We start from the raw sequence: 20,952 nt of genomic DNA on the forward strand, positions 1-20,952 counted from the left end.
GCTCACTCCTCCAGGATCTCCTTCTCCTTGCGCTCTAAAATGCGCTCGATCTCTTCGGTGAACTTGTCCATCAGCTTCTGCAGCTCTTGCTCGCCTCGGCGCCGCTCATCCTCCGAGAGGCGCTCTTCCTTCTCTATGCGACGCAGTTCCTCCATGTAGTCCCGCCGAATGTTCCGCAGCGCAATGCGGGCCTCCTCCGCGTACTTCTTGCATACTTTGACGAGCTCTCGACGCCGCTCCTCACTGAGTGGCGGCAGGACAATGCGGATGACCGAACCATCGTTCGTGGGGGTAACTCCGATGTCGGACTGCAGGATGGCCTTCTCTATGGCGTTCAGCAAGGAGCGATCCCACGGTTGAATGACCAGCATTCTCGGCTCCGGGACCGAAATGGTCCCAACCTGCGTCAGTGGCGTGGGGACACCATAGTAGTCTACTCTGATGTGCTCAATCAATGCTGGCGTTGCCCGGCCGGTCCGGAGACGTGCCAACTGGTGCTGGAAGTGCTCCACGGTCTTCGTCATATGCTCGCGTGCACGCTGCAGGACATCCGGTATCGGCATTGCACACCGACGGAGAGTCCGACCTACCCCTCGTCATGATGGACAACTGTCGCCACCGGCTCCCCTCGCATGATGCGCAGCAGGTTCCCCCTCTGGTTGACGTTGAACACCAAGATGGGGAGCCGGTTCTCTTGGCAGAGCGTGATGGCCGTTAGGTCCATAACACGGAGCCCCTTCTCCAGCACCTCGCGGGAGCTAATTCGGTCGTAACGGCGAGCCGTGACGACCTTTTCCGGGTCGGCATCGTACACACCGTCCACGCGCGTCCCCTTCAAAATGACCTCTGCCCCGATCTCCGCTGCCCGAAGAGCAGCGGCAGTGTCCGTTGTGAAGTAAGGGTTCCCTGTCCCTGCAGCGAAGATGACGATACGCCCCTTCTCGAGATGCCGAATGGCCCGCCGTCGGATGAAGGGCTCTGCAATCTGCGCCATGGAGATGGCAGTCTGTAGCCGTGTTGGGACACCCCGAGCCTCTATGGCGCTCTGGAGCGCCAGACCGTTGATGACCGTTGCCAACATCCCCATGTAGTCACCCACCACCTTGTCGACCCCATGGGCGGTAGCCTGGATGCCTCGGAAGATGTTCCCCCCACCAATGACGATGGCGATCTGCACCCCTAGACGGTAGACGCTGACAATCTCCTCCGCCAACTGTGCTAATGCCTCTGGGTCTATCCCATAGCGCTGCTCCCCCATGAGGGCCTCCCCCGAAAGCTTGAGGAGCACGCGCCGGTAGCGTGGGACGTTAGAGTCCTCCATGCTCCATTTCCCCTAGGGCATATCGCCAGAAGCGATGCACGACCACTGGGGCTCCAAGCTGACGGCTGGCCTCTGCTAGTACATCAGCCACCGTCCGGTTGGGATCCCGAATGTAGGCCTGCTCCAGCAGGCAGTGTTCCTGAAAGAACTTCTCTGCACGGCCGCGTGCTATCCGCTCGGCAATCTCAGCTGGCTTCCCCTCACTGAGTGCTTGCTGGCGATGGAGCTCTACCTCCCGCTCGTAAACCTCCGCTGGTACGTCTTCACGCCGAACATACTCCGGCTGCATCGCAGCCACCTGCATTGCCAAATCCCGTAGTACCGGCTCAAGCTCCTCTGGTGGCTCTGAAACGGAGACCTCCACAACACTCGCCAAGCGACTCCCGGCATGGATGTAGGCTGCGAAAGAGCCGTCCGTCCGCAGCAGTTCGTAGCGCCGTAGCTGGAGCTTTTCCCCGATCTTGGCGGCCATCTCGTCGCGGAGATTCCCCAACGTTTTGCCGCCAATGTCAGCACTCCAGAGCTCTTCTTCCGAAGCAGGCTGCTGCTCCAGCAGTGTCTGCAGGATCTGCCGCGCAAAGCTCTGGAATTCTTCGTTCCGAGCGACGAAGTCCGTCTCGCAGTTAAGCTCTAGGATCACCGCAATCTTCCTGTCTGGAGCCGTTGCAGCCAGTACGACCCCTTCGCGTGCCACTCGGTCTGCCCTCTTAGCAGCCAGCACTGCTCCCCGCTGCCGTAGGTGTTCAATAGCTGCCTGGAGGTCTCCCTGGGCAGCTTCGAGCGCACTCTTACAGTCTGCAAAGCCGGCTCCTGTCTTGTCGCGCAGTTCCTTGATGAGCTGTGGCGTAATCGCGGGCATTGGCTCTCCCTCACTCTGCTCCACTCTCACTCGCCGTAGGAGCCCCTGTCTCACTCAGCTGGCGGCGTGGCACAGCAGTACCTGTCCTCTGCTCATGCTCCTCCAGCAGGGCCTCGACGTCCTTACCTCGTTGCCGTGCCACATGACGGCCTTCTATGACGGCGTCAGCAATGATCCGTGTGAACAGCTCCACGGCCGCCACCGAGTCATCATTGGCTGGGATTGGGTAGTCAACGGCTTCAGGATCGGCATTGGTGTCAACGATGCCCACCGTCGGAATCCCGAGGATACGGGCCTCCTTGACGGCGATATGCTCCCGCACGATGTCTACGACGTACAGCATCCCCGGTAGCCGGTTCATCTGCTCAATGCCTCCGAAGAGCGTCCGCAGTTTATCACGCTCACGCAGGAGCTGCAGCCGCTCCTTCTTGGTGAACTGCTCCAGCGTACCGTCAACTTCCCACTTGTCGATCGTTGCCAAGCGCCTGATGCTCTGACGAATCGTGGAGAAGTTCGTCAGCGTCCCACCAAGCCACCGGTGGGTAACATACGGCATCCCACAGCGCTCGGCCTCACGGCGAATAATCTCCTGAGCCTGTGGCTTCGTCCCAACGAAGAGAACGAGCTTCCCTTGGGCTGCGATGTCTACTACTGCCGAGCGGGCAATCTCCAGCAGCGCCTGCGTCTTTCGTACATCGATGACGTGGATCCCATTGCGCTCGCCGAAGATGAAAGGGCGCATCTTTGGGTTCCAGCGTCGGGTCAGATGTCCAAAGTGGGCTCCTACTTGGACGAGCTGTTCGACGGTCACGATCGCCATCGGTTCCCAGAGCTTAGACTCACCTGATCTGCTTCAGCGCTTGGAGAACTGGAAGCGCTTGCGTGCCTTCTTCTGGCCGTACTTCTTCCGCTCGACCATGCGGGGATCGCGTGTCAGGAGCCCGGCTGGCCGCAGGATTTTGCGGAATTCCTCATCGACCTCCACCAGGGCTCGAGCAATCCCCAAACGGATAGCACCGCTCTGCCCACTGATGCCGCCACCACTCACGTTCGCTCGGATGTCAAACCGCCCGAGCGTATTTGTGAGCTCCAGCGGGAGGAGGATGTCCTTGCGGTGAGCTTCCAAGGGGAAATACTCCTCGAAGGGTCGACCATTGACGGTGATGACACCGCTTCCCGGCGTTACAACGACCCGGGCGACTGCTGTCTTCCGACGTCCTGTTGCTAGGATAACCCGTGACATCTCCGCTCAAGCGCTAGTCACACGGATACGGGAGCTTATACTCTTGCGGCTGCTGTGCCTGATGGGGATGTTCCGGACCCGCGTAGACCTTCAGCTTCCGAAAGATTCGCCTTCCAAGCCGTCCTTTGGGCAGCATTCCCCACACGGCATGCTCGATGACCTTTTCCGGCTTCCGCCGGAGCAGGTCGGTGAACTTCTCAAAGCGTGCCCCGCCGGGGTAGCCTGTGTAGTGGAAGTACTCCTTGTACTTCCACCGCTTGCCCTCCACGCGCACTTGGGCAGCGTTGATGACAATGACGAAATCCCCACAGTCGACGTGAGGAGTAAAGTACGGCTTGTGCTTGCCGCGGAGCAAACGGGCTACCTGGGATGCCAAGCGCCCCAGCGTCTGCCCCGCAGCGTCGACGACCCACCACCGGCGTTCTACTTCATCCCGGCGCACCGACTTTGTTATCCCACCGGAAGGTTGCAGTGCCATAGTCCACTCCTCGGGAGTTCAAGTGCTTGAAAGAGCCTGCAAAAATACAGCGCCTTCGCCTGCCACACAGCCAAAATAGGAAAACAGCCCTTCACACAATCCTCATGAAGGCAGAGGGCCGCCTCCTGCAGCTTTAGTCTACCGCTTCCTTCTTCTGGGTGCGAATGTGGATTGTCGGAACGAACCCATCAGTACCGGAAGGCTCCCACGCTCGCGGGAGAGCGTACGGGACATTCGGCGTCTTCTGGTAGGAGACCTCCAGCTCGACGTAGCGGTTGGGCGAGGTCCCTTGTAGGACGTTTCCCTGAGCATCAGCCTTCACGAAGACCTTGGCCCAGTTTCCATCTTGAGTCCGCAGGACCACGATGAAACCTCGGCGCTGGTTGTTGAAGTTGAAGAGAACCTCCGCCATTCCAACACCCCCAAACGCCTCCGTCTCAAAGATTTGGTTCAGACTATCCACCGTGAGATACCGCTGCTGCTTGATTCGGAGGGTATCAATCAGTGTTCGACGGGGGCTCGTGATGTCGTACGAGCTCTTTCCCGGAGAACCGATATCCCAGGACTCTCTCCCTTGAACGGGCCTTGTGTCCAGGCATAGATCCCACTCATTCCCCTGCGCTACGGTCAGGGTCCGCGGCTTGCCGTCGGGACCTTCAAGGTCCAGACCACTCGGGAACCTAGAGGCTGTCTCGTAGAGCCGAATGGGGCTGCCATCGGGGAGCGTCGTGTATCGAGTCGCTGGGGACCAGCGGACGACTGCCGCCGTAGTGCTTCGGGCATCGCTCCGAGTCGTATCTCTCCAGGAGGAGCGGAGCTCAAAGCGGTAGATCACCCCAGTCCGCAGACCGGTGATGTCTACAGGCGTCCGAGTGCCTAGCCGGATAGTCCCGACCAACCTGCTCGTCGCGTCCTCATAGACGGAGAGGTGGTAGAAACCGAAGTCAGGCGAGCTCTCCGAAGGTGAAGCAGTCCACTTTAGACGAACTGTGGAATCGTTGACGGAGAGAGCCTGTAGGTTGCTCGGTGGTGCTGGGGGATTCTCTGCTATCTCTTCCTCCGCGCATCCCCACCACTGCAACGCTATTGTTAGAAGGACCAAGGTGATGCCACCGAAACGAACTGCTAAGGCTTTCATAGGTCAGCAGGTTGGATGTTCGACATATGCCTCACTCACGCTTTGTCGGTTGCTGTCTTGAGATTGGTTGCACGAACCTACGGCTACCTGTCAGGGCCGAAGGGACGGCTTTCTCTGTCTGGTAAGAGATTGCCAGCTCTACATACCGTTGGGGCGCCGTCCCTTGGATGAGGCGGCCATCGGGGCCCGGCTTAATGAGCACCTTGGCCCACGTTGTATCGGCCCGCATCAGGAAGAAGGCGACACCCTTGCCTGAGGGGAGCTGCTCTGGTATCTGGAGCATGACAGTGTCTAAGCGCCCGGCTACGGTGTCCAGCGTCGAGCTGACCCAGACCTCATCCAATGCGCTCACATCCTGAACGAGATTGCTTCCAACCAGCGTTCTCCTCCCCATGCCCCGCAGCAACGGCTTACGGCCTTGGGCATACTCGGCTGAATCCCCTACGTAAGCCATACTGCTCTTGACACACCCCAGACGAGCCTGGCCATCTACGATCTCAAAGCAGATGTCCCACTGTGCCGCTGCTCGGCGCGGCAGAAGTGCCGGCTGCCCACTTTGGTTGAAGTTCAGCCCGTTCGGGAGCTGGGGCGGGGCATCTTGTTCGTAGAGCCGGATAGGTTGGCCTAGGACCTCTGTGTACTGGACTGCTGGGGCAAAGAGAACGGTTCGAGGAGCTGAGCTCAAGGTATTGTCCCGAAACCGCACCCAAATGTCTAAGCCGTAGAGAACTCCCCGTTTGAGGCCTCCCAGGACAAGCTCATACGATGGCTTGCGTTCCGATACCTCAATCCGGCGGACGATATTCTGAGTAGCCATCTCCACGAGGACCAAGTAGTAGCTCCTAAAGGCCGGTAGGTCCTGCGATGGGGATGGCTTCCAGCGGACCTTAACTGTAGACTCGTTGACGATTGCTACTGCTGCCTCCGGAACGGGCACTGCCGAGACCGTGATTGTAGGATTTAGGCTCGGATTATCCTCCACACATCCAAGCAAAAGCACAGATACCAGCACTCCGCCACCAACCCCCAGCCACCGCATCAGTACATCCCCTTGTGGAACAAGCACTGCGGCCACAGCACAAATATACGCTAAACCACCCCCATGCACGAGCTCATTCGGATTGCCCCTTCGTTATGCCTTCATAAGCAGCGGTGTAATTTTGCCGAGAGTGCTGTCAGTAACGGAGAAGCGTCCATGGTCATCGGAGTCCCACGTGAAATCAAGCCGGGGGAGAATCGTGTCGCGCTGACTCCTTCTGGCGTGGAGATCCTCCGTCAGCACGGGCACACGGTCTTGGTAGAACGCAATGCCGGCATTGGCAGTGGCTTTGCAGACGAAGCGTACCAAGCCGCTGGCGCCACCCTGGTCGAGACGCCACAGGAGATTTACGCTCAAGCGGAGATGGTCGTCAAGGTCAAAGAACCCATCGAGCCAGAGTACGAGCTGCTCCGACCGGGTCAGGTCGTCTTCACCTACTTCCATTTCGCTGCCTCGGAGGAGCTCACCCGTGCTGTCCAGCGCAGCCGATGCGTTGCCATCGCCTATGAGACAGTCCAGCGTGCTGATGGCTCACTTCCTCTCCTCATCCCAATGAGCGAAGTTGCTGGGCGGATGGCACCTCAGGAGGGAGCAAAGTACTTAGAACGCACGATGGGAGGCCGTGGGATCCTACTCGGCGGAGTACCCGGCACCGAACCGGCAACGGTGGTCATCCTCGGTGGGGGGGTCGTTGGGACGAACGCAGCGAAGATTGCTGCCGGTCTGGGAGCTCGGGTTATCATCTTGGATACCAACCTCTACCGCCTGCGCTACCTGGACGACGTCATGCCGCGCAACGTCATCACCATGGTCTCCACTCCTGCCAACATCCGACGGGTGATCCGGGAGGCCGACCTCGTCATCGGTGCCGTGCTCATCCCAGGGGCAAAGGCGCCAAAGCTCATCACCCGAGAGATGCTTGCCGACATGAGGCCTGGCTGCGTCATTGTAGACGTCTCCGTTGACCAAGGGGGCTGTGTCGAAACCTGTCGTCCCACAACCCACGACAATCCCATCTATGTTGTGGACGGCATTGTCCACTACTGCGTCGCCAACATGCCAGGGGCTGTACCCGTCACCTCCACTATCGCCCTGACGAATGCGACTCTACCCTACATCGTGGAACTTGCCGACAAGGGCTGGGAGGATGCTGTGCGGACGAATCCCGAGCTCCTAGCCGGGCTCAACATCGTTGATGGCGTCATCACGCACCCGGGCGTTGCAGAGTCCTTCGGGCTTGAGTACGTCGAACCGCTCCGTCTCCTTGGCACAGTCCACACGCCTTAGGTCGCATCGCAGGAAAATAGACTTCCTGATAGCCAGCGTCATAGCCAGCGTCTCCATATGTCGGTGTACATTGGGAGCTGAACGATGTGGTGGTTTGCTGTCGTCTACGGCCTATGCCTTGTCCCCATCGCCTCCGCGCAATTCGTAGAGGATGCCCTCCGGATGGCACGGCTGGATGGCTACATTACGCCTCGGGCTGGTGGTATTGGGATCGGTTTCGTAGCGCTCGCTGACGACATCGGCGCCCTCCACTACAACCCTGCTGGGTTGATCCTCCTGCCTGGGTTTGAGATCAGCGGCGGGCTCTTCTTCTCGCACAATGCTGCCGAGTCGAACTTCCTAGCACAGAAAACTTCTGCAACCTCTAACTCCACCGCCTTGACTCATCTGGGAGCAGCCATGGTCGACCGCTGGGGCTTAACTCGAGTCGGCATCGCCGTGGCCTATGCAATGGACAACGACTACAAAACTTCATTCCGCTATGCTGCCTTCAACCCCACCAGTAGCATCATCGCTGCCTGGGCGAGAGAGACCGGTAGTCCGAGAGAAAACTGGGCTTTCCGCCTGTATCTGGCCGACACCATCAACGGGCGGATGTTTACCCCCTTAGAGGACAGCCTCTTCCAGGAAGCCTTTGTTCGAGAAAGTGGCGGGCTACACTCGCTGGCAGGGGGCGTAGGGTTTGAGTTAGCCCCCTGGGTCTCCCTGGGATTCTCGGTTGCCCTGAAGTACGGACGCTTCTCCTATAGCCGCGACTACCGTGAGAGAGACATCCACAACCGCTACAACTGGCTGGACACGGTCCGCTTTACCAACGTTGACTTCGACGCCCTCGAGCTGCGCGAGAATCTCACCCAAGAGCTCTCCGGCATCACTGGAGGGCTTGGGTTCCTAGTACGCGTGGGAGAGTCCCTGCGTGCCGGCGCTGTCGTCCACTTCCCCACGTTCTTCCAAGTTCGTGAACGCTTTGCCCAGCGGGCAACTGCGACTTTCGACAACGGCGACCGTCGGTCCCTCACTGAGGAAGGACAGAACTCCTACAATGTCCGGACGCCGTTCGTCTTCTCTGGAGCGACCGCGTTCCATCTCTCTTCCATCGGACTCACTTTTACAGCCGGAGTGGCATTCTCAGACGTCACCCAGCTAGAGTTCACCGATGCCCCATGGGAAGTGCTGGCTCTGAACGACGTCATCTCGCAGCGGCTCGTTGGACAGACCATCTGGGGAGCGGCCGTGGAGTGGATGCTGCCGCTCGTGCCGTTAACTCTCCGCGCCAGCTACAACAGCATCACCTCTCCGTACGCCCAAGACATCCCTGGGGCAACGACGGTGATTACTGCGATTGGAGCCGGCCTCTACCTTGCACCCAACATTCGGCTTGACTTCGTCGCGCGCCGACTGGAGCTCTCCGAGCTCCGGACCAGCTACAGCGCCCAGTCACTCACCCTCACTCGAACTCCGCTAACACTTGCTGCCGGGCTGACGTACCGGTACTGAGTGGTCCTAATCTGCGGCAGACCCTCAAGCAGCCGTCCTCCCTTGCGGTCTAGCACCTCTATCTGCCAAGCCTCAATCTCGTTGTAGAAGGTGTACTGCCGCACACGCTTGACATGCCGGTAAATGCCCCGTACCCGTACCCGCTGCCTGTTCTGAAGGCCTTGATGTCCCCAGGCGAAGATGTCCCCAGGCGAAGACATTGACCGAGGCCCCCATCCTCTTCTAAGCGGAACGTCGTGTACGGGTTACCAGCGCGGGAAACCCGTTCACGGTATTTTGCAATCGTTCCCACGACAGAGACCGACTGCTCATCATACAGCTTCCGGGTCCTCCGTCAATTCCCGCAGCGGGAGGTCCCGGGCAGCCGCGGGCACCACGAGTAGGAGAGCCAACAGGTAAACCTTCCAGTTCCACACCATTCGGTTCCCTCAGGACTGTTGGACATGACCACCCGCAACTCCAGCGAAGTATGCCCGGTACCGCCGGGCACACTCCACGTAGTGCTCTGCAGACTCCTCAATCCGATGCCGCTCCTCTTCCATCAGCTCCCGGACGACACGAGCAAGGACACCCGCTACCAGCACCCCCGGCGGGACCTCTTGCCGTTCCCGGACGACGGAGCCCGCCGCTACGATGCTGTACGTCCCAATGCGCGCTCCATCTAAGTAAGACGCAGGCCCCCATGCCGATGAGGCAGCAGTCCTCAACTTCTGCACCATGGACGATAGCACGATGTCCGATGGTAACACGGTTCCCGATTCGAAGTGGATACCGACCGTGCGTGACATGCAGGAGGCACAGGTCCTGGATGTTCGTCTCAGCTCCAATCCAGATGCTGTGGACATCGCCACGGACGACGGTGTTGAACCACACCGACGAACGGTCGCCGATGTGGACATCCCCGATGATGCATACCCCTGTGGCTAGCCAAACACCAAACAGTCGGTGCTATCCTCGGGACTTTCCCCTCCCACGGAAGCACTATTGCCCACTGGAACTGCGGTTCGGTCATTCCTCCTCCAGCAGTCGCTGTCCCATCGCTAGAGCACCATCTAGCGGCGTTCCCTGGGGAGGCTGAAGGCGGTACCCTGCTATCCGCTGGAAGCGCTCGCGGAAGAGCCGGGCCAGGAGCGTATGGTTCTCCAGCATCCCTCCGAGCAAAGCCAGCGAGATTGGTCGCTCAGCGAAGGCTTGTCGCAGAGGGAGGAGTAGCTCCACTAAATGGTCAGCCGCTCGCTCCAGAATTCCGTAGCAGACCTCATCCCCCTCCTCGGCGCAGGACATCACCAACGGAGTCAGCGTCGGGTAATCGAACAGACGCTCGTTGTAGGCAGCTACAATCGTGCGCGGCTGCTCGAGGCGGATAGAGGGATAGAGCTGCGCTAACCGCTCTGCCAGTCGCGTTGGGCGTCCGCGGCCATCCAAGGCACGAACGATGGCCGTTAGCCCCTCACGCCCGATCCAGGCGCCGCTACCTTCGTCGTCGAGTTCAATCCCCCACCCACCACAGCGGACCAAGTTACCTTCAGCCGTCCGCCCAATGGCAATCGTGCCCGTCCCAGCGATGAGCACGACCCCTGGTTGCCCGCCGAAGGCCCCCTCGACAGCGATCTCCGCATCACTGACGACCTTCAGCTCGCCGAGCGGCAGCCGTCGTTCGCGTGCCATCCATCGCAGGACCTGCTCCACTCGTTGCTGCTCCTCCGGCAACCAAACCCCAGCGATACCTGCAACGACGGCATCGTAACCGGCAACGTCGAGCTGTTCCCGCAGCTCATTGAGGGCATTCACTAGCCGCTCGCAGGCCTCCCCAATCCCAACGGCACTAATCCGGACCGTTCCGACCTCAAGAGTGGCTCTGCGTTCTCCATCAGTCGCCACAACACGTGTCCGCGACCCCCCACCATCAATTCCCGCAATGATAGCACGGCTGCGCGTCACTGAGCCTTTCCGACGTGTACCTCCGGTGGCCGCCATCCCTGCCGCCTCCAGCGGACGAGCTCTATGGTGATGCTCCCAAGGTAGACCCGCATCTTCGCCCGGATCGGTACCCGTGCCTCGTCATCGCTGAACCATCCTTCAAACGCCCCAGTCAAGCCATAGATGCCTGTCCAGTTCGCTACGCCACGAAAATACACCGTCTGCACTGGATGAGGCAGGGCCGAAATCCGCACAGGCTCGCGGCGCCCTACGAAGTGGATGACTGTAGCCGCCGTATCCCCTGCCACAACCGTAGGAAAGCGATAGCTCTTACCCGAGAAGACGAAGCGCCGGGCCGCGAACAGCAGCGAGAGCCCATCGTTCATTCGTGCTCGGAGCAGATACGTGCGGGCTAAAACCTGCCGCCCGTTCTCCCACTCCTCTACATAGATGAGGCGCCGTCGGTAGTCAAACTCTGCCTTCCCATGCTTCTCCTCATTGCCCTGCCTCGCCCAGCCCTCAAAGCGGTACGAGAAGGCAGCTGAAGTGTCCAACCAGCTTCGGAACTCCGAGCGCAGGCTCAAGAAGGGGATACTGGGGTACGACTCCATGTACGCCACAGCCCTGACAACTGGTCGATCACCGAGGGACTCTGTACCCTGCGTAACGATCCGGATCCTGCCCAAAGGGATGCTCAGGTAAGAGACCTCGTACTCCAGCTCCTCGTCCAACTGTAGCAGCTGGGCTGAGACAGAGTTGAATAGACAGACTATTGCCGCCACTACGGCGCAGTGCTGCATCCACAGGTTATCGCCACTCTACTGCAGTCGTGCGATCCGGATTGCCTCCGGAAAGAGCTCTAGCGCCTTCTGCGCCTGGCGGTCAACTTGGAGCATAACCGCCGCAAAGGCGTTGTTCCCCCAGATAGCCCGTGCGATCTGGGCCTTGATGACGTGCTCAATGTAAGCGGCATCCGTACGGAAGTGCTCTTCGTCCCATTTGATACCTTGCTCGCGAGCATGCCCACGCAGCCGGTCTATGACGGTCGAAGGCAAGCGGAAGTCACGCACGAATGCCCAGTAGTTTGCACCATACTGTCGCTCCAGCGCCGCCCGATGGTTTGCCAAGTACTCCTCGGCCACCTTCCAGAACAGCCCATGGCGGCGCAGCTCTACCGACAGCGGTGTTACCGTATCGGAGCGGATGATGTAGTCCGGAGTGATACCACCGCCTCCTAGTACCTTTCGGCCATGGAGGGTCTTGAACACAGGGCGAGTCGTATCCTCGCGAGAACTCTCCTTATGCGCGAAGTTCTCACCCTCCTCGGACAGCTCCTCTTGATCAGCAACGTACTGTTGACGACTCTTCCCCTTGTATGGGCGCTGGATCATGCGGCCGGAAGGGGTGTAGTAGAACGACACCGTTACCCGCAGTCCAGCACCATCTGGCAGCTCGTACTGTCGCTGTACGGACCCCTTTCCAAAGGTCGTCTCGCCGACGATCAGTCCGCGGTCTAAGTCCTGCACAGCTCCGCTGACGATCTCACTAGCGGAAGCCGAAGCCCGGTTGACCAACACAATGAGGGGCATCCGCTCATACGGCTGGCCATCACGAGAATAGTAGTCCTCGTTGAACTCCGGTACGCGCCCACGCGTATAGACAATCCGGTGGCCGCCTGGGACGAACTCGTCTGCTATTCGAATCGCCTGGTCCATAAAGCCGCCAGGATTGCCGCGTAGGTCTAGTATGAGTTTGCGCATCCCTGCAGCCTGAAGGCGTTGGAGGGCTTCACGAAACTCTTGGTACGTAGTGGCGGAGAAGCGGTTGATTCGAATGTAGCCGATGTCCGTCCCTTCTATGACGAAGGCTGCATCCACGCTGTAGATCGGAATGCGGTCCCGCGTAATGGTGAACTCTAGGATCTCCTTCATCCCCGCCCGTCGAATTCCAACTCGGACGACGGTCCCCTTCGGTCCTCGGAGGCGACGTGGGACTTCACTGCGCGAGAGTCCTACAGCATTCTGCCCGTCAATGGTGACAATCTTATCCCCCGCTTGGATCCCCAGCGCCTCGGCTGGACCTCCTGCAATCGGAGCAATAACGGTAATGGTGTCGTTGATGACGTCGAACTCTATCCCAATGCCCTCGAAGCTACCGCGGAAATCTTCCTCCACGCGCTGCATTTCGCTAACGGGGATGTAGACTGAGTGGGGGTCTAGGCTATCCAGCATCCCTTTGATAGCCGCCTCCACTAAGCGCTGCGAGTCTACCTCCTCCACGTAGTTGCGGTAGATGTAGTTGAGAGCATCGCTGAACTTCCGGAGCTGCTCGTAGACGTTGTCAACGGAGAGGAGCGGGCGGCTCCACCAAACCCCGATCACAATCCCCAAGAAGACCAGGGCAACAGCCCCCAAGAGCTGACGACGGAGGGAACCCATCCAATGCACTCGCCACATGCTACGACTATGCGCCAGTGACGAACGAGGCTGCCGTCACAGTGTCATCTCCGCCTCGCAGCTGAAGTGTTGCGTAACACGACCGTAACAGCACTCAGACCCAGGCGGGGCAGCAGACTCTACTATTTTCGCACTCCCGACAGCTAGCCATCTCCAGAATGCTGCGCCTCCTCTTTTGCGTCGTAGTAGCTGCTATCCTAGCCGGGAGCAGAGGAGTCGGAGCTGGGCCGACGCCACGACTCGTCGTCGTCCTAGTCTTCGACCAAATGCGAGGTGACTACCTATGGCGTTGGCAGCCTCTGTGGAGTTCAGGCTTCAAGAGGCTCCTCTCTGAAGGCTTCTGGTACCGCAACTGCCTCATCCAGCACGGTGCCACCGTCACGTGCGCTGGACACGCGACACTGGCCACAGGGGCTCCCCCTAGCCAGCACGGCATCAGTGGCAACACACTCGTCACTGACTGCTGTCCGCGCCGCCTCGTTGGTTGCGCTGCAGACACTTCAGGCCTTCCCTCCACGATGTGGCTACGCCTCCCCACATTAGGAGATGCCCTGCGAGAGCGGTTCCCACAGGCTAAGGTTATTTCTCTCTCGCACAAGGCACGTGCAGCCCTCATGATGGGTGGTCACTCCCCCACGGCCGTGCTCTGGCTCGACCCTGAGCAGGACGGCTTAGTTACCTCCCCAACGCAAGCTCCACCAGCATGGCTCTCAGAATGGAATCGTCGCCATTCTGCATGGCAGTACGCTGGCAGGGTCTGGGAGCCGCTCCTGCCGGCTTCCTTTGCACCGATTGACTCCGTGCCCTGGGAAGCACGTTTCCCAGAAGGCTCCTCTGCATTCCCCCACCGGCTACCAGACACCACCAAGGCCTTCTGGGACGCCTTCCTCCTCTCCCCGTTCTCCGTCGCGTGGCTCATGGATGCAGCTCGCACTGCGATTCACTCTGAAGCTCTTGGCCGCGACTCCATCCCGGACATCCTCTGGGTCAGCATCTCCACCACAGACATCGTTGGCCACTACTTCGGACCGGAGAGCCGGGAGCTCCTGGAGCTCTACCTGAGCTGTGACCAAATCCTGGGCGAATTCCTCCAGTTCCTCGACGACTCCATCGGGCGTTCGCACTACGTCGTTGTAGTGACCTCTGACCACGGTGTTGCCCCTGTGCCGGAGATGCTCCTCCAGGCCGGACCAGGAGCCTATCCGGGGATTGACGCTGGCCGCATCAGTACTGAGGAGCTCGCTCTCTTCCTCCACCGACGCCTCATTGCCAGTTTCGGCAGCCAAGCAGGGTTACACTGGTTCATCCTGGAACCGCCGATTATGCTCCTCAACCGGGAGCTCATCCGCCAGAGTCAGCACGAGCCTGAGGTCGTTCTGGACAGCCTTGTACGCTGGTTACGTGAATATGAGGGGATCGGTATTGTGCTCCGAGCGTCGGAGCTACGGCAGCCCCCTGCCGACCGTGTTGCCGACACACTCTATACCCTCCTGCAACGCTCCTTCCCGCCGAGAAATGCTGGGGATATCCTCCTCTACCCGCGCCCTTTCTGGATCTTCGGCACTGACGTCCCAGCAACTCACGGAACGCCGTACGAGTACGACCGATTCATCCCTCTAGTCTTCTTCGGTGCCGGCATTCCTTGCGGTAGTTCCACCGAGCCGACGACGCCGGAAGACGTCGCTCCAACGCTTGCCGCACTGCTCCAAATTCGGCTACCCACGGCAACGGGCCGAGCACTGCCTCACGTCCTGGGTTCACCCACAACTCACTGACGCCGCCACTTGATAGTGCAGCCAACAGCGCGTGTCTGCGTTACGGAAGGCGTTTCTCCCCGCAGGAGCGCGTTGATAGCGTCAGCCACGTAGCGCTGCCGGACTGCTGACGGGTCCTCGCTGTTGTCGTCAATAGCCCCCTTGTACGCCACAACGAACACCTCCCCAGCCCGTCGTAAGAGGAAGACCTCGGGGGTTCGCCGTGCCCCAAAGCGGCGTGCCACCTCTTGTGTCTCGTCCCAGACGTACGGGAAGGGATACCCCTTCTCAGCCGCCCGCTGCTGCATCTTCTCGAAGGAGTCGTCTGGCGAACGCTGTGGGTCGTTCGGTTGGATAGCCAAGACCGGGAATCCTTTCGGAGCGAAGCTCTGGTGGAGCTCTATGATGCGCTGCTCATATGCTTTCGCATACGGGCAGCTATTGCACGTAAAGACGACAACGACACCACGGGCATCCCTAGCGTACTGGCTCAGAGCGACGAGCGTCCCATCCACGTTCCGCAACCGGAAGTCTGCCACCGTGTCCCCGATAGTGTACGCCCAAGCCGGAACGATAAGAGTCCAGAGAGCCAGCATACGAGCCACCATCATCGAGGTCGCAGGTACTGTTGGACATGTTCCTCCAAAGCTGCAGCTGTCCATTCCCCTTCCACGAGGCTGGACAGCGAATCTGTCACCCGCCAGAAGAGCGTTGCCGGAAGTGTCCCCGACCACTCCGGATGGAGCGTATCCATCCACTGGTCTCCACGCCCGTACGACAGCAGGAGAGAGTATGCCTGGAAGCGGCGTCGGGCAAGGAAGCGCAGGACCTGCTGCCGCCGCGCCTGGGAGTCCACGTTGACCAGCCACACCCGAACGGGCAGATGTGCATACCGACGCGCTAGGGAGTCGAAGAGCGGGAGCTCCGTAAGGCACGGAGTGCACCACGTCGCCCACAGGTTGACCACCACAAGGGTATCGCCCTGGCGTTGCAGGAGCTGCCGGAGCTGCGTTGGAGTCACAACGGGGAATGGAGCCTGCGCAGCAATACTGCTTACTGCAACTCCGGCTGCTACCAAGGCGACCCTCACCTTATGGGCTAAACTGGCCATAGTAGCACAGACGCACTCCTCAGCGCGGTAGCGCATCCTGCGACGGCAGTACTGGCAGAGAAAGGCAGCGCTGGGCTGTGAAGATATCCAGCGTGCCTACTCCGGTACCACGGACGAAGAGGGCCTTGTGAGAGCCTGGCAGGAGGCAGAAATCCGATTCATCGGCCGCAGTATTGAGTCCAACGAGCGGCTCCGGATCGCTCCATCGCCCGTCCCAACCGCGAACGCTGATGAAGAGATCATACCCGCCAGCGCCACCGTGACCGTTGGAGGCGAAGTAGAGAGTATCGGCTGCAGCCAGGTGCGGAGTAATCTCGTTGCCTGGGGAATTCAGCTCTCGGAGATTCTGCGGAACGCTCCAGCTACCATCCCCCTGGCGGTAGCAGATCCAGAGGTCAGTGCCGCCCCGTCCAGAAGCTCTGGTTGAGGCGAAGATGAGCACTCGACCGTCGGGCGAGACCGTCGGATGCATCGTAAACGCCTCTTCAGCCTCTAGCGCCGGCAGCTCCTGCCATCGCCACTGACCATTAACCTCGGGCACGGCCTCCACAATGTGCAAGTAAGCCTGCCGGCGCCCTAGCCGATACCGGCAGACGTAAAGGTTTCCCGTCGGAAGCGGAGCAGCGTACGAGAGGTGATGCCCACTCACAGAGAGTAGTGGCTGTGGTGTCCCCCAGTTTGTATCTTGCCAGGCTACCCTGTAGATTCGCGACTCTCCTTGCCGCGTGGAGCTCAGCAGTAGATAACCTCGCCATCGGTCCCAGACGGGGGCAAAGTCGTCTGCTGCAGAGTTCAGCGCCGCTGCACGCCCCACCTCACACCACTGTCCCGCAAGGGGTAGCGCTATGCCAAGAGCAAGCAGTCCTACTTTACCCCAACACATCATTCCTCCTCTAGCAGCCGGTGAAGCTCTTGCTCTCGGCCAAAGACAACCAGGATATCTCCCGGCTCGATGATCGTCTCTGGTGTCGGCACCCCAATAACGCGGACACGCTCGTGCTGCCCCAAACTCAGCAGCCCCGCTCGCTGCTGGACCCGCTTAATGGTGACCAGGTTCACCCCATAGCGCTCACGCAGGCCTAAGTCGCGGAGCTGCTTACCGATGAAGTGGCGCGGGGCCTCTATCTCCACGATACTGTACTCTGGCGAAAGCTCAAAAGCCTTGCGGACTCTTCCCAGCAGTAGCCGATTGGCCAAAGCTTCAGCAGCCTCGGCCTCTGGCAGCACCAGCTCCTGCACCCCCATGAGGCGAAGAAGCCGCTCGTGGACAGGAGAGATGACGCGACTGATGATCTGCTTGACCCCAATCTCCTGCAGTGATGCCGTCGTTAGGAGTGAGCTCTGGAAGTCTTCCCCAATAGCGACGACCACAACATCCACGTCCCGCAGCCCCAGCTTTCGCAAGGGCCGGGCTTCGGTCGAATCCAGCGTCACCGCTACAGCAACCCGATCCTGGAGGAACTCCACTTGTTCAGGATTGCGGTCAATGGCTAAGACCTCGCATCCCTCTTCGGTAAGGCGTAGCGCTAAGTTCCGCCCAAAGTGGCCCAGCCCAATGATAGCAACACGGAGGCTCATCTCATACCTATGCGATGATGACTCGTTCCTGCGGATAGTGATAGCGCTCTGCAGGACGTGTGGGGATCAACATTAGGAGCACCGAAAGCACCCCAACACGTCCGACGAGCATCAACAGGCATAGCAGTAGCTTAGATACAGCACTGAGCTCTGCCGTAATCCCACGCGACAGCCCTACGGTCCCTAGTGCTGACGCTGTCTCAAACAGCACGTCAATCCAGCTTCGGTGTGGCTCCAACATCTGCAAGCAGAAAGCACTGCTCAGCAGGAGTGCAGCAGAAGCAACTACCGCAGCCAATGCTCGAAGCACACTCTCAAGAGGGAGCTCACGGTAGAAGAGCTCAACCCGATCCCCTCCTCGGAGGAGCTGCACCACACCAATCACAGCAACCGCTACGGTGAGCGTCTTCACTCCACCACCTGTAGAGGCCGGGGAAGCCCCAACCCACATAAGACCTATGACGACCAGTGAAGCCGGTACCGAAAGCTGATCAATTGGCACACTGTTGAACCCCGCTGTTCGGGGAACGGCGGCTAAGAATAGAGCCTGGAACCACTGCTCAACGCCAGAAAACCCACGGAAGACCCCATCGTGCTCTAGAACCCACAGCAAGACTGTTCCCCCAAGCAGGAGGACAAAGGTAGACAGCAACACGAGCTTTGCGCTAACGGGTAGTCTTCGCTGGAGCCGACGCGCAGGAGCAGCCCACGGACGCATGGCCAGAAGAGCTGACAGCACAGGAAAGCCTAATCCACCGAGGACGACCAGGGCTAAAATGGTTGCCAAGTACAAAAGGTTATGCTGCTGCGCTACAAGGTTCGCCGGATAGAGCGAGAAACCAGCGTTGCAGAATGCCGACACGGCGTGGAACAGCGCCCGGAATGCCTTCTGACCGTCCAACGGAAACCCACCACCATCGCTCCAGTAAAGCAGGCATGCTCCTACCCCTTCTACGAGCACCGTTAGCCCAACGATTCGCACTAGCAACCGACGAACCTCCGCGAGGCTCTCTACGGCGAAGACATCCCTCAGTACGAGTCGCTCCCGTACTCCCAGTCCACCGGTGAAGAGCAGACCGAAGAAGCTCATGAATGTCATGAGCCCCAGCCCGCCTACCTGGATAAGCCCGAGGAGGATGAGGTGCCCCAAGAGCGTAAAGTGCGTTGCCGTATCCACCACCGTCAGCCCAGTTACACACACAGCACTCGTTGCCGTGAAGAGGGCATCCAGAACCCCGAGCTCCTGCGTCCGGGCTGCTGGCAACAATAGCAGTCCCGCACCAAGGAGGCTCAGCGCGACGAAGCTCAGCAATAACAATCCCGCTGGATGCAATTCCAGTCGGCTGATCGCTGCATGATGGCGCACTACCCGAACGAAGAGCCCCCCAAGCACCAGCGCCTGCGTCACCACTAAGTACACTAACGCAACCCGTTCCCAACTCACGCCCGGTAAGAACGCACCTCCAACCCAGCGCAGGAGTTCCTGTGCTACTAGCGCTCCCCCAACGAGCAGAGCTACCCCAGCCTCCAACCAATGCTGGCGAAGGTAGCGTCCTGGCGAAGCAACTATGGCAACCCTCAGGAGCTCCTGCAGTACGAAGATCACCAGCACAATCCGCGTAGCTTCCTCCAACCACGTCCACGTACGTGCAAATCCCACCTCCCCAATGATGAGCGCCAGTGCTCCACCACCGCAGAGTAGCAGCAGCCCGTTGAGCCCATGCCATACCCATCGGAGCCGCTCGGTTCGTAAGAGGACCTGCATCCGAAACGTTATGCGCCTATGCTCACCCCGAGTGCCTCGCTGCTGTAAATTTGTATGCAGCCCACGACAGGATACGCACGAAATTATGCACCCTCTTGCTGTTCCCGCTCTCTTGGCCCTCCTCCTGGCAGGCTGCCAACGCAGCGCAGAACCTCAGCCAATGCCTGCCACTGCACGCCCTTTGCCTCCAAAGCTCCCGGTGGAGTATACAATCCTTCCGCACGGAGCAGAGTTGACTTCAACTGTCGGGAACATTACCTATCGCATCCTTGCTGTCCGCACCACCTCCCACGACGCTTGGTCCGACTGTGTCATAGATTCCATCGTCGTGCTCACTGGTTCTCTGGGGGATAGCATCTACCGACTCCACGCAGTCTTCCACGACATTGAAGGAACGTGCCTCTCCACCACCGACACTACCCCACCGCTCACTGTCGAGACAGTTGGAGGTAGAAGCTTCCCGCTACTCATTGCTCACACATGGTCTGGAGGAAATGGAGGGGAAAGCTTCGGAATGGTCATCTGGTCCCTCAATCCCCCTCGCAGAGTGGCTGAGCTAGTAGGTACCCCACGACTACTCCGTCTCGGTCGGGACAGTCTTTTGGTGGCGGTTGGTTACGGCCCGTTCTGGCCTGATGAATGGGACGGACCTCGGGCTCTTCTGATGTACATCCCCAACCGCTTCTTCGTCCTAGAACCTACTGTCGACTCTAAACGGGCCGAGGAGGTATGGAGAGAGTTCCTGCAAATGGAACGGCATGCCGCCCTCCGTGCCTACGACTCTCTCCTCCACACAGAGGAGATGACATGGGAGGGTCCGTTAGTCTGGAACGCTGCCGCTTACATCCTGTATTCTCGTCTTGCTGGTGAGGAAGGTGAAGCTCGCAAGTTCGCATCGCGAGAGCTCCCGAGACTCCGCCGTCTCCAGCTCCCTCGAGAAGCAATCGGGTACATTCGCGCGGCTCTCTCTGTACCCCTCTCACCAGAAGTCCGTGGAAACGCTGTATTTTTGCACACTTCTAGCAGTATCTCCAGTAGCGCCGAATATCTGCTGGCCAATGCACGACGCTATCCCGCCTGCTATTCTGGAACGTCTCCAGGCCATCTGTAATGCACATGGCTGCTACCTCTTGGAGGCTCGCCTCATCGGCCTCCCCGGACGCCAGCGACTGGTGCTCTACATTGACAACGAGACAGGTGTGACGCACCGAGAGTGTGCTGCCATCTCGGATGCCGTTCTGGCAGAGTTCGTTGGTGATCCCTTCGAGGATGCATTCCAGTTTCTTGAAGTATCTTCGCCGGGGATAGACCGACCGCTGACCTTTCCGTGGCAGTTCACCAAACATATCGGACGCCGGCTCCGATGCGAATTAGTAGATCATTCTCGGGTAGAGGGAACTCTCCAGAGCGTCACTCCACAGGGCTTTCATCTACGACAGGGACAGTCGCAGCGTTGGGTCCCCTTTTCAGAGCTGCTCAACGCCTACGTCCTCCCACAGTGGTAGT

General features: G+C 59.5%; 21 protein-coding genes and 1 pseudogene. 5 read left to right on the plus strand and 17 right to left on the minus strand.

Annotated features, from left to right (window positions below):
• Positions 1–2: 2 nt before the first annotated feature.
• The 8 genes from frr to NZ960_07010 form a co-directional block, all read right to left on the minus strand.
• A complete protein-coding gene (gene frr, locus NZ960_06975; GenBank protein MCS7177336.1) occupies positions 3–563 on the minus strand; it encodes a ribosome recycling factor in 561 nt (186 codons plus the stop codon).
• A 23-nt stretch (positions 564–586) separates the two neighbouring features.
• Positions 587–1,321, minus strand: a complete 735-nt coding sequence (pyrH, locus tag NZ960_06980; GenBank protein MCS7177337.1) for a UMP kinase — start codon at positions 1,319–1,321, stop codon at positions 587–589.
• Entirely contained in the window at positions 1,308–2,180 is an 873-nt protein-coding gene (gene tsf / locus NZ960_06985) for a translation elongation factor Ts (protein MCS7177338.1), read from the minus strand. Before tsf ends, pyrH begins: the two co-directional genes overlap by 14 nt.
• 10 nt (positions 2,181–2,190) lie before the next feature.
• On the minus strand, positions 2,191–3,000 hold the full coding sequence (rpsB, locus tag NZ960_06990; protein ID MCS7177339.1) for a 30S ribosomal protein S2: 810 nt from the start codon (positions 2,998–3,000) through the stop codon (positions 2,191–2,193).
• A gap of 33 nt (positions 3,001–3,033) precedes the next feature.
• Positions 3,034–3,423 carry a 30S ribosomal protein S9 gene (gene rpsI / locus NZ960_06995; GenBank protein ID MCS7177340.1) on the minus strand — a complete coding sequence of 130 codons (390 nt, stop codon included), beginning with the start codon at positions 3,421–3,423 and terminating at the stop codon, positions 3,034–3,036.
• A 13-nt stretch (positions 3,424–3,436) separates the two neighbouring features.
• Entirely contained in the window at positions 3,437–3,901 is a 465-nt protein-coding gene (gene rplM, locus NZ960_07000) for a 50S ribosomal protein L13 (protein ID MCS7177341.1), read from the minus strand.
• Positions 3,902–4,034: 133 nt separating this feature from the next.
• Positions 4,035–5,039, minus strand: coding sequence for a fibronectin type III domain-containing protein (locus NZ960_07005; protein MCS7177342.1), 1,005 nt, complete (start codon positions 5,037–5,039; stop codon positions 4,035–4,037).
• A gap of 31 nt (positions 5,040–5,070) precedes the next feature.
• Positions 5,071–6,078, minus strand: a complete 1,008-nt coding sequence (locus NZ960_07010; GenBank protein MCS7177343.1) for a hypothetical protein — start codon at positions 6,076–6,078, stop codon at positions 5,071–5,073.
• Positions 6,079–6,234: 156 nt separating this feature from the next.
• Between NZ960_07010 and ald the strand changes: the two genes are divergently transcribed.
• Positions 6,235–7,365, plus strand: coding sequence for an alanine dehydrogenase (gene ald, locus NZ960_07015; GenBank protein ID MCS7177344.1), 1,131 nt, complete (start codon positions 6,235–6,237; stop codon positions 7,363–7,365).
• 84 nt (positions 7,366–7,449) lie between these two features.
• A complete protein-coding gene (locus NZ960_07020) occupies positions 7,450–8,862 on the plus strand; it encodes a hypothetical protein (protein ID MCS7177345.1) in 1,413 nt (470 codons plus the stop codon).
• Positions 8,863–9,290: 428 nt separating this feature from the next.
• Here the strand turns inward: NZ960_07020 and NZ960_07025 are convergent.
• From NZ960_07025 to NZ960_07040, 4 genes and pseudogenes are all read right to left on the minus strand, one after another.
• A pseudogene (locus NZ960_07025) lies at positions 9,291–9,874 on the minus strand (gamma carbonic anhydrase family protein).
• The gene (locus tag NZ960_07030) at positions 9,871–10,839 is read right to left on the minus strand and encodes a hypothetical protein (GenBank protein ID MCS7177346.1); all 969 of its coding nucleotides are present in this window, start codon (positions 10,837–10,839) and stop codon (positions 9,871–9,873) included. The pseudogene NZ960_07025 and the gene NZ960_07030 overlap by 4 nt, the downstream one beginning before the upstream one ends.
• Positions 10,800–11,582 carry a DUF3108 domain-containing protein gene (locus NZ960_07035; protein MCS7177347.1) on the minus strand — a complete coding sequence of 261 codons (783 nt, stop codon included), beginning with the start codon at positions 11,580–11,582 and terminating at the stop codon, positions 10,800–10,802. The genes NZ960_07030 and NZ960_07035 overlap by 40 nt, the downstream gene beginning before the upstream one ends.
• An 18-nt stretch (positions 11,583–11,600) precedes the next feature.
• The gene (locus NZ960_07040; protein MCS7177348.1) at positions 11,601–13,220 is read right to left on the minus strand and encodes a S41 family peptidase; all 1,620 of its coding nucleotides are present in this window, start codon (positions 13,218–13,220) and stop codon (positions 11,601–11,603) included.
• A 176-nt stretch (positions 13,221–13,396) separates the two neighbouring features.
• On the opposite strand from NZ960_07040, the gene NZ960_07045 reads away from it, so the two are divergent.
• The gene (locus NZ960_07045; protein ID MCS7177349.1) at positions 13,397–15,013 is read left to right on the plus strand and encodes an alkaline phosphatase family protein; all 1,617 of its coding nucleotides are present in this window, start codon (positions 13,397–13,399) and stop codon (positions 15,011–15,013) included.
• On the opposite strand, the gene NZ960_07050 is transcribed toward NZ960_07045, so the two are convergent.
• The 5 genes from NZ960_07050 to NZ960_07070 are packed head-to-tail and all read right to left on the minus strand — an operon-like array spanning position 15,007 to position 19,446.
• The gene (locus tag NZ960_07050) at positions 15,007–15,588 is read right to left on the minus strand and encodes a thioredoxin family protein (GenBank protein MCS7177350.1); all 582 of its coding nucleotides are present in this window, start codon (positions 15,586–15,588) and stop codon (positions 15,007–15,009) included. The two genes, NZ960_07045 and NZ960_07050, sit on opposite strands and share 7 nt — an antisense overlap.
• An 11-nt stretch (positions 15,589–15,599) precedes the next feature.
• Entirely contained in the window at positions 15,600–16,139 is a 540-nt protein-coding gene (locus NZ960_07055) for a TlpA family protein disulfide reductase (GenBank protein ID MCS7177351.1), read from the minus strand.
• Positions 16,123–16,989, minus strand: coding sequence for a hypothetical protein (locus tag NZ960_07060; GenBank protein MCS7177352.1), 867 nt, complete (start codon positions 16,987–16,989; stop codon positions 16,123–16,125). Before NZ960_07060 ends, NZ960_07055 begins: the two co-directional genes overlap by 17 nt.
• Positions 16,986–17,681 (minus strand): TrkA family potassium uptake protein, encoded by a 696-nt coding sequence (locus tag NZ960_07065; protein MCS7177353.1) that lies wholly within the window; start codon positions 17,679–17,681, stop codon positions 16,986–16,988. Before NZ960_07065 ends, NZ960_07060 begins: the two co-directional genes overlap by 4 nt.
• A gap of 7 nt (positions 17,682–17,688) precedes the next feature.
• Positions 17,689–19,446: a hypothetical protein gene (locus NZ960_07070; protein ID MCS7177354.1), complete on the minus strand. Its 1,758-nt coding sequence runs from the start codon at positions 19,444–19,446 to the stop codon at positions 17,689–17,691.
• 160 nt (positions 19,447–19,606) lie between these two features.
• Between NZ960_07070 and NZ960_07075 the strand changes: the two genes are divergently transcribed.
• Both NZ960_07075 and NZ960_07080 read left to right on the plus strand, forming a co-directional pair.
• On the plus strand, positions 19,607–20,557 hold the full coding sequence (locus NZ960_07075) for a hypothetical protein (GenBank protein MCS7177355.1): 951 nt from the start codon (positions 19,607–19,609) through the stop codon (positions 20,555–20,557).
• On the plus strand, positions 20,505–20,951 hold the full coding sequence (locus tag NZ960_07080; GenBank protein MCS7177356.1) for a hypothetical protein: 447 nt from the start codon (positions 20,505–20,507) through the stop codon (positions 20,949–20,951). Before NZ960_07075 ends, NZ960_07080 begins: the two co-directional genes overlap by 53 nt.
• Position 20,952: the final 1 nt, after the last annotated feature.

It is taken from the genome of Candidatus Kapaibacterium sp. (assembly GCA_025059875.1).
Classification (GTDB): Bacteria; Bacteroidota; Ignavibacteria; order Kapaibacteriales; family HRBIN21; genus HRBIN21.

Coding starts and splice junctions, on each gene's coding strand:
- pyrH (MCS7177337.1), bottom strand. CDS start 1,321: ATGGAGGACTCTAACGTCCCACGCTACCGGCGCGTGCTCCTCAAGCTT.
- NZ960_07070 (MCS7177354.1), bottom strand. CDS start 19,446: ATGCAGGTCCTCTTACGAACCGAGCGGCTCCGATGGGTATGGCATGGG.
- NZ960_07030 (MCS7177346.1), bottom strand. CDS start 10,839: ATGGCGGCCACCGGAGGTACACGTCGGAAAGGCTCAGTGACGCGCAGC.
- tsf (MCS7177338.1), bottom strand. CDS start 2,180: ATGCCCGCGATTACGCCACAGCTCATCAAGGAACTGCGCGACAAGACA.
- NZ960_07050 (MCS7177350.1), bottom strand. CDS start 15,588: ATGCTGGCTCTCTGGACTCTTATCGTTCCGGCTTGGGCGTACACTATC.
- ald (MCS7177344.1), top strand. CDS start 6,235: ATGGTCATCGGAGTCCCACGTGAAATCAAGCCGGGGGAGAATCGTGTC.
- NZ960_07060 (MCS7177352.1), bottom strand. CDS start 16,989: ATGATGTGTTGGGGTAAAGTAGGACTGCTTGCTCTTGGCATAGCGCTA.
- NZ960_07075 (MCS7177355.1), top strand. CDS start 19,607: ATGCCTGCCACTGCACGCCCTTTGCCTCCAAAGCTCCCGGTGGAGTAT.
- NZ960_07020 (MCS7177345.1), top strand. CDS start 7,450: ATGTGGTGGTTTGCTGTCGTCTACGGCCTATGCCTTGTCCCCATCGCC.
- rpsB (MCS7177339.1), bottom strand. CDS start 3,000: ATGGCGATCGTGACCGTCGAACAGCTCGTCCAAGTAGGAGCCCACTTT.
- NZ960_07045 (MCS7177349.1), top strand. CDS start 13,397: ATGCTGCGCCTCCTCTTTTGCGTCGTAGTAGCTGCTATCCTAGCCGGG.
- NZ960_07010 (MCS7177343.1), bottom strand. CDS start 6,078: ATGCGGTGGCTGGGGGTTGGTGGCGGAGTGCTGGTATCTGTGCTTTTG.
- NZ960_07035 (MCS7177347.1), bottom strand. CDS start 11,582: ATGCAGCACTGCGCCGTAGTGGCGGCAATAGTCTGTCTATTCAACTCT.
- NZ960_07080 (MCS7177356.1), top strand. CDS start 20,505: ATGCACGACGCTATCCCGCCTGCTATTCTGGAACGTCTCCAGGCCATC.
- NZ960_07040 (MCS7177348.1), bottom strand. CDS start 13,220: ATGGGTTCCCTCCGTCGTCAGCTCTTGGGGGCTGTTGCCCTGGTCTTC.
- NZ960_07055 (MCS7177351.1), bottom strand. CDS start 16,139: ATGCGCTACCGCGCTGAGGAGTGCGTCTGTGCTACTATGGCCAGTTTA.
- frr (MCS7177336.1), bottom strand. CDS start 563: ATGCCGATACCGGATGTCCTGCAGCGTGCACGCGAGCATATGACGAAG.
- NZ960_07005 (MCS7177342.1), bottom strand. CDS start 5,039: ATGAAAGCCTTAGCAGTTCGTTTCGGTGGCATCACCTTGGTCCTTCTA.
- rplM (MCS7177341.1), bottom strand. CDS start 3,901: ATGGCACTGCAACCTTCCGGTGGGATAACAAAGTCGGTGCGCCGGGAT.
- NZ960_07065 (MCS7177353.1), bottom strand. CDS start 17,681: ATGAGCCTCCGTGTTGCTATCATTGGGCTGGGCCACTTTGGGCGGAAC.
- rpsI (MCS7177340.1), bottom strand. CDS start 3,423: ATGTCACGGGTTATCCTAGCAACAGGACGTCGGAAGACAGCAGTCGCC.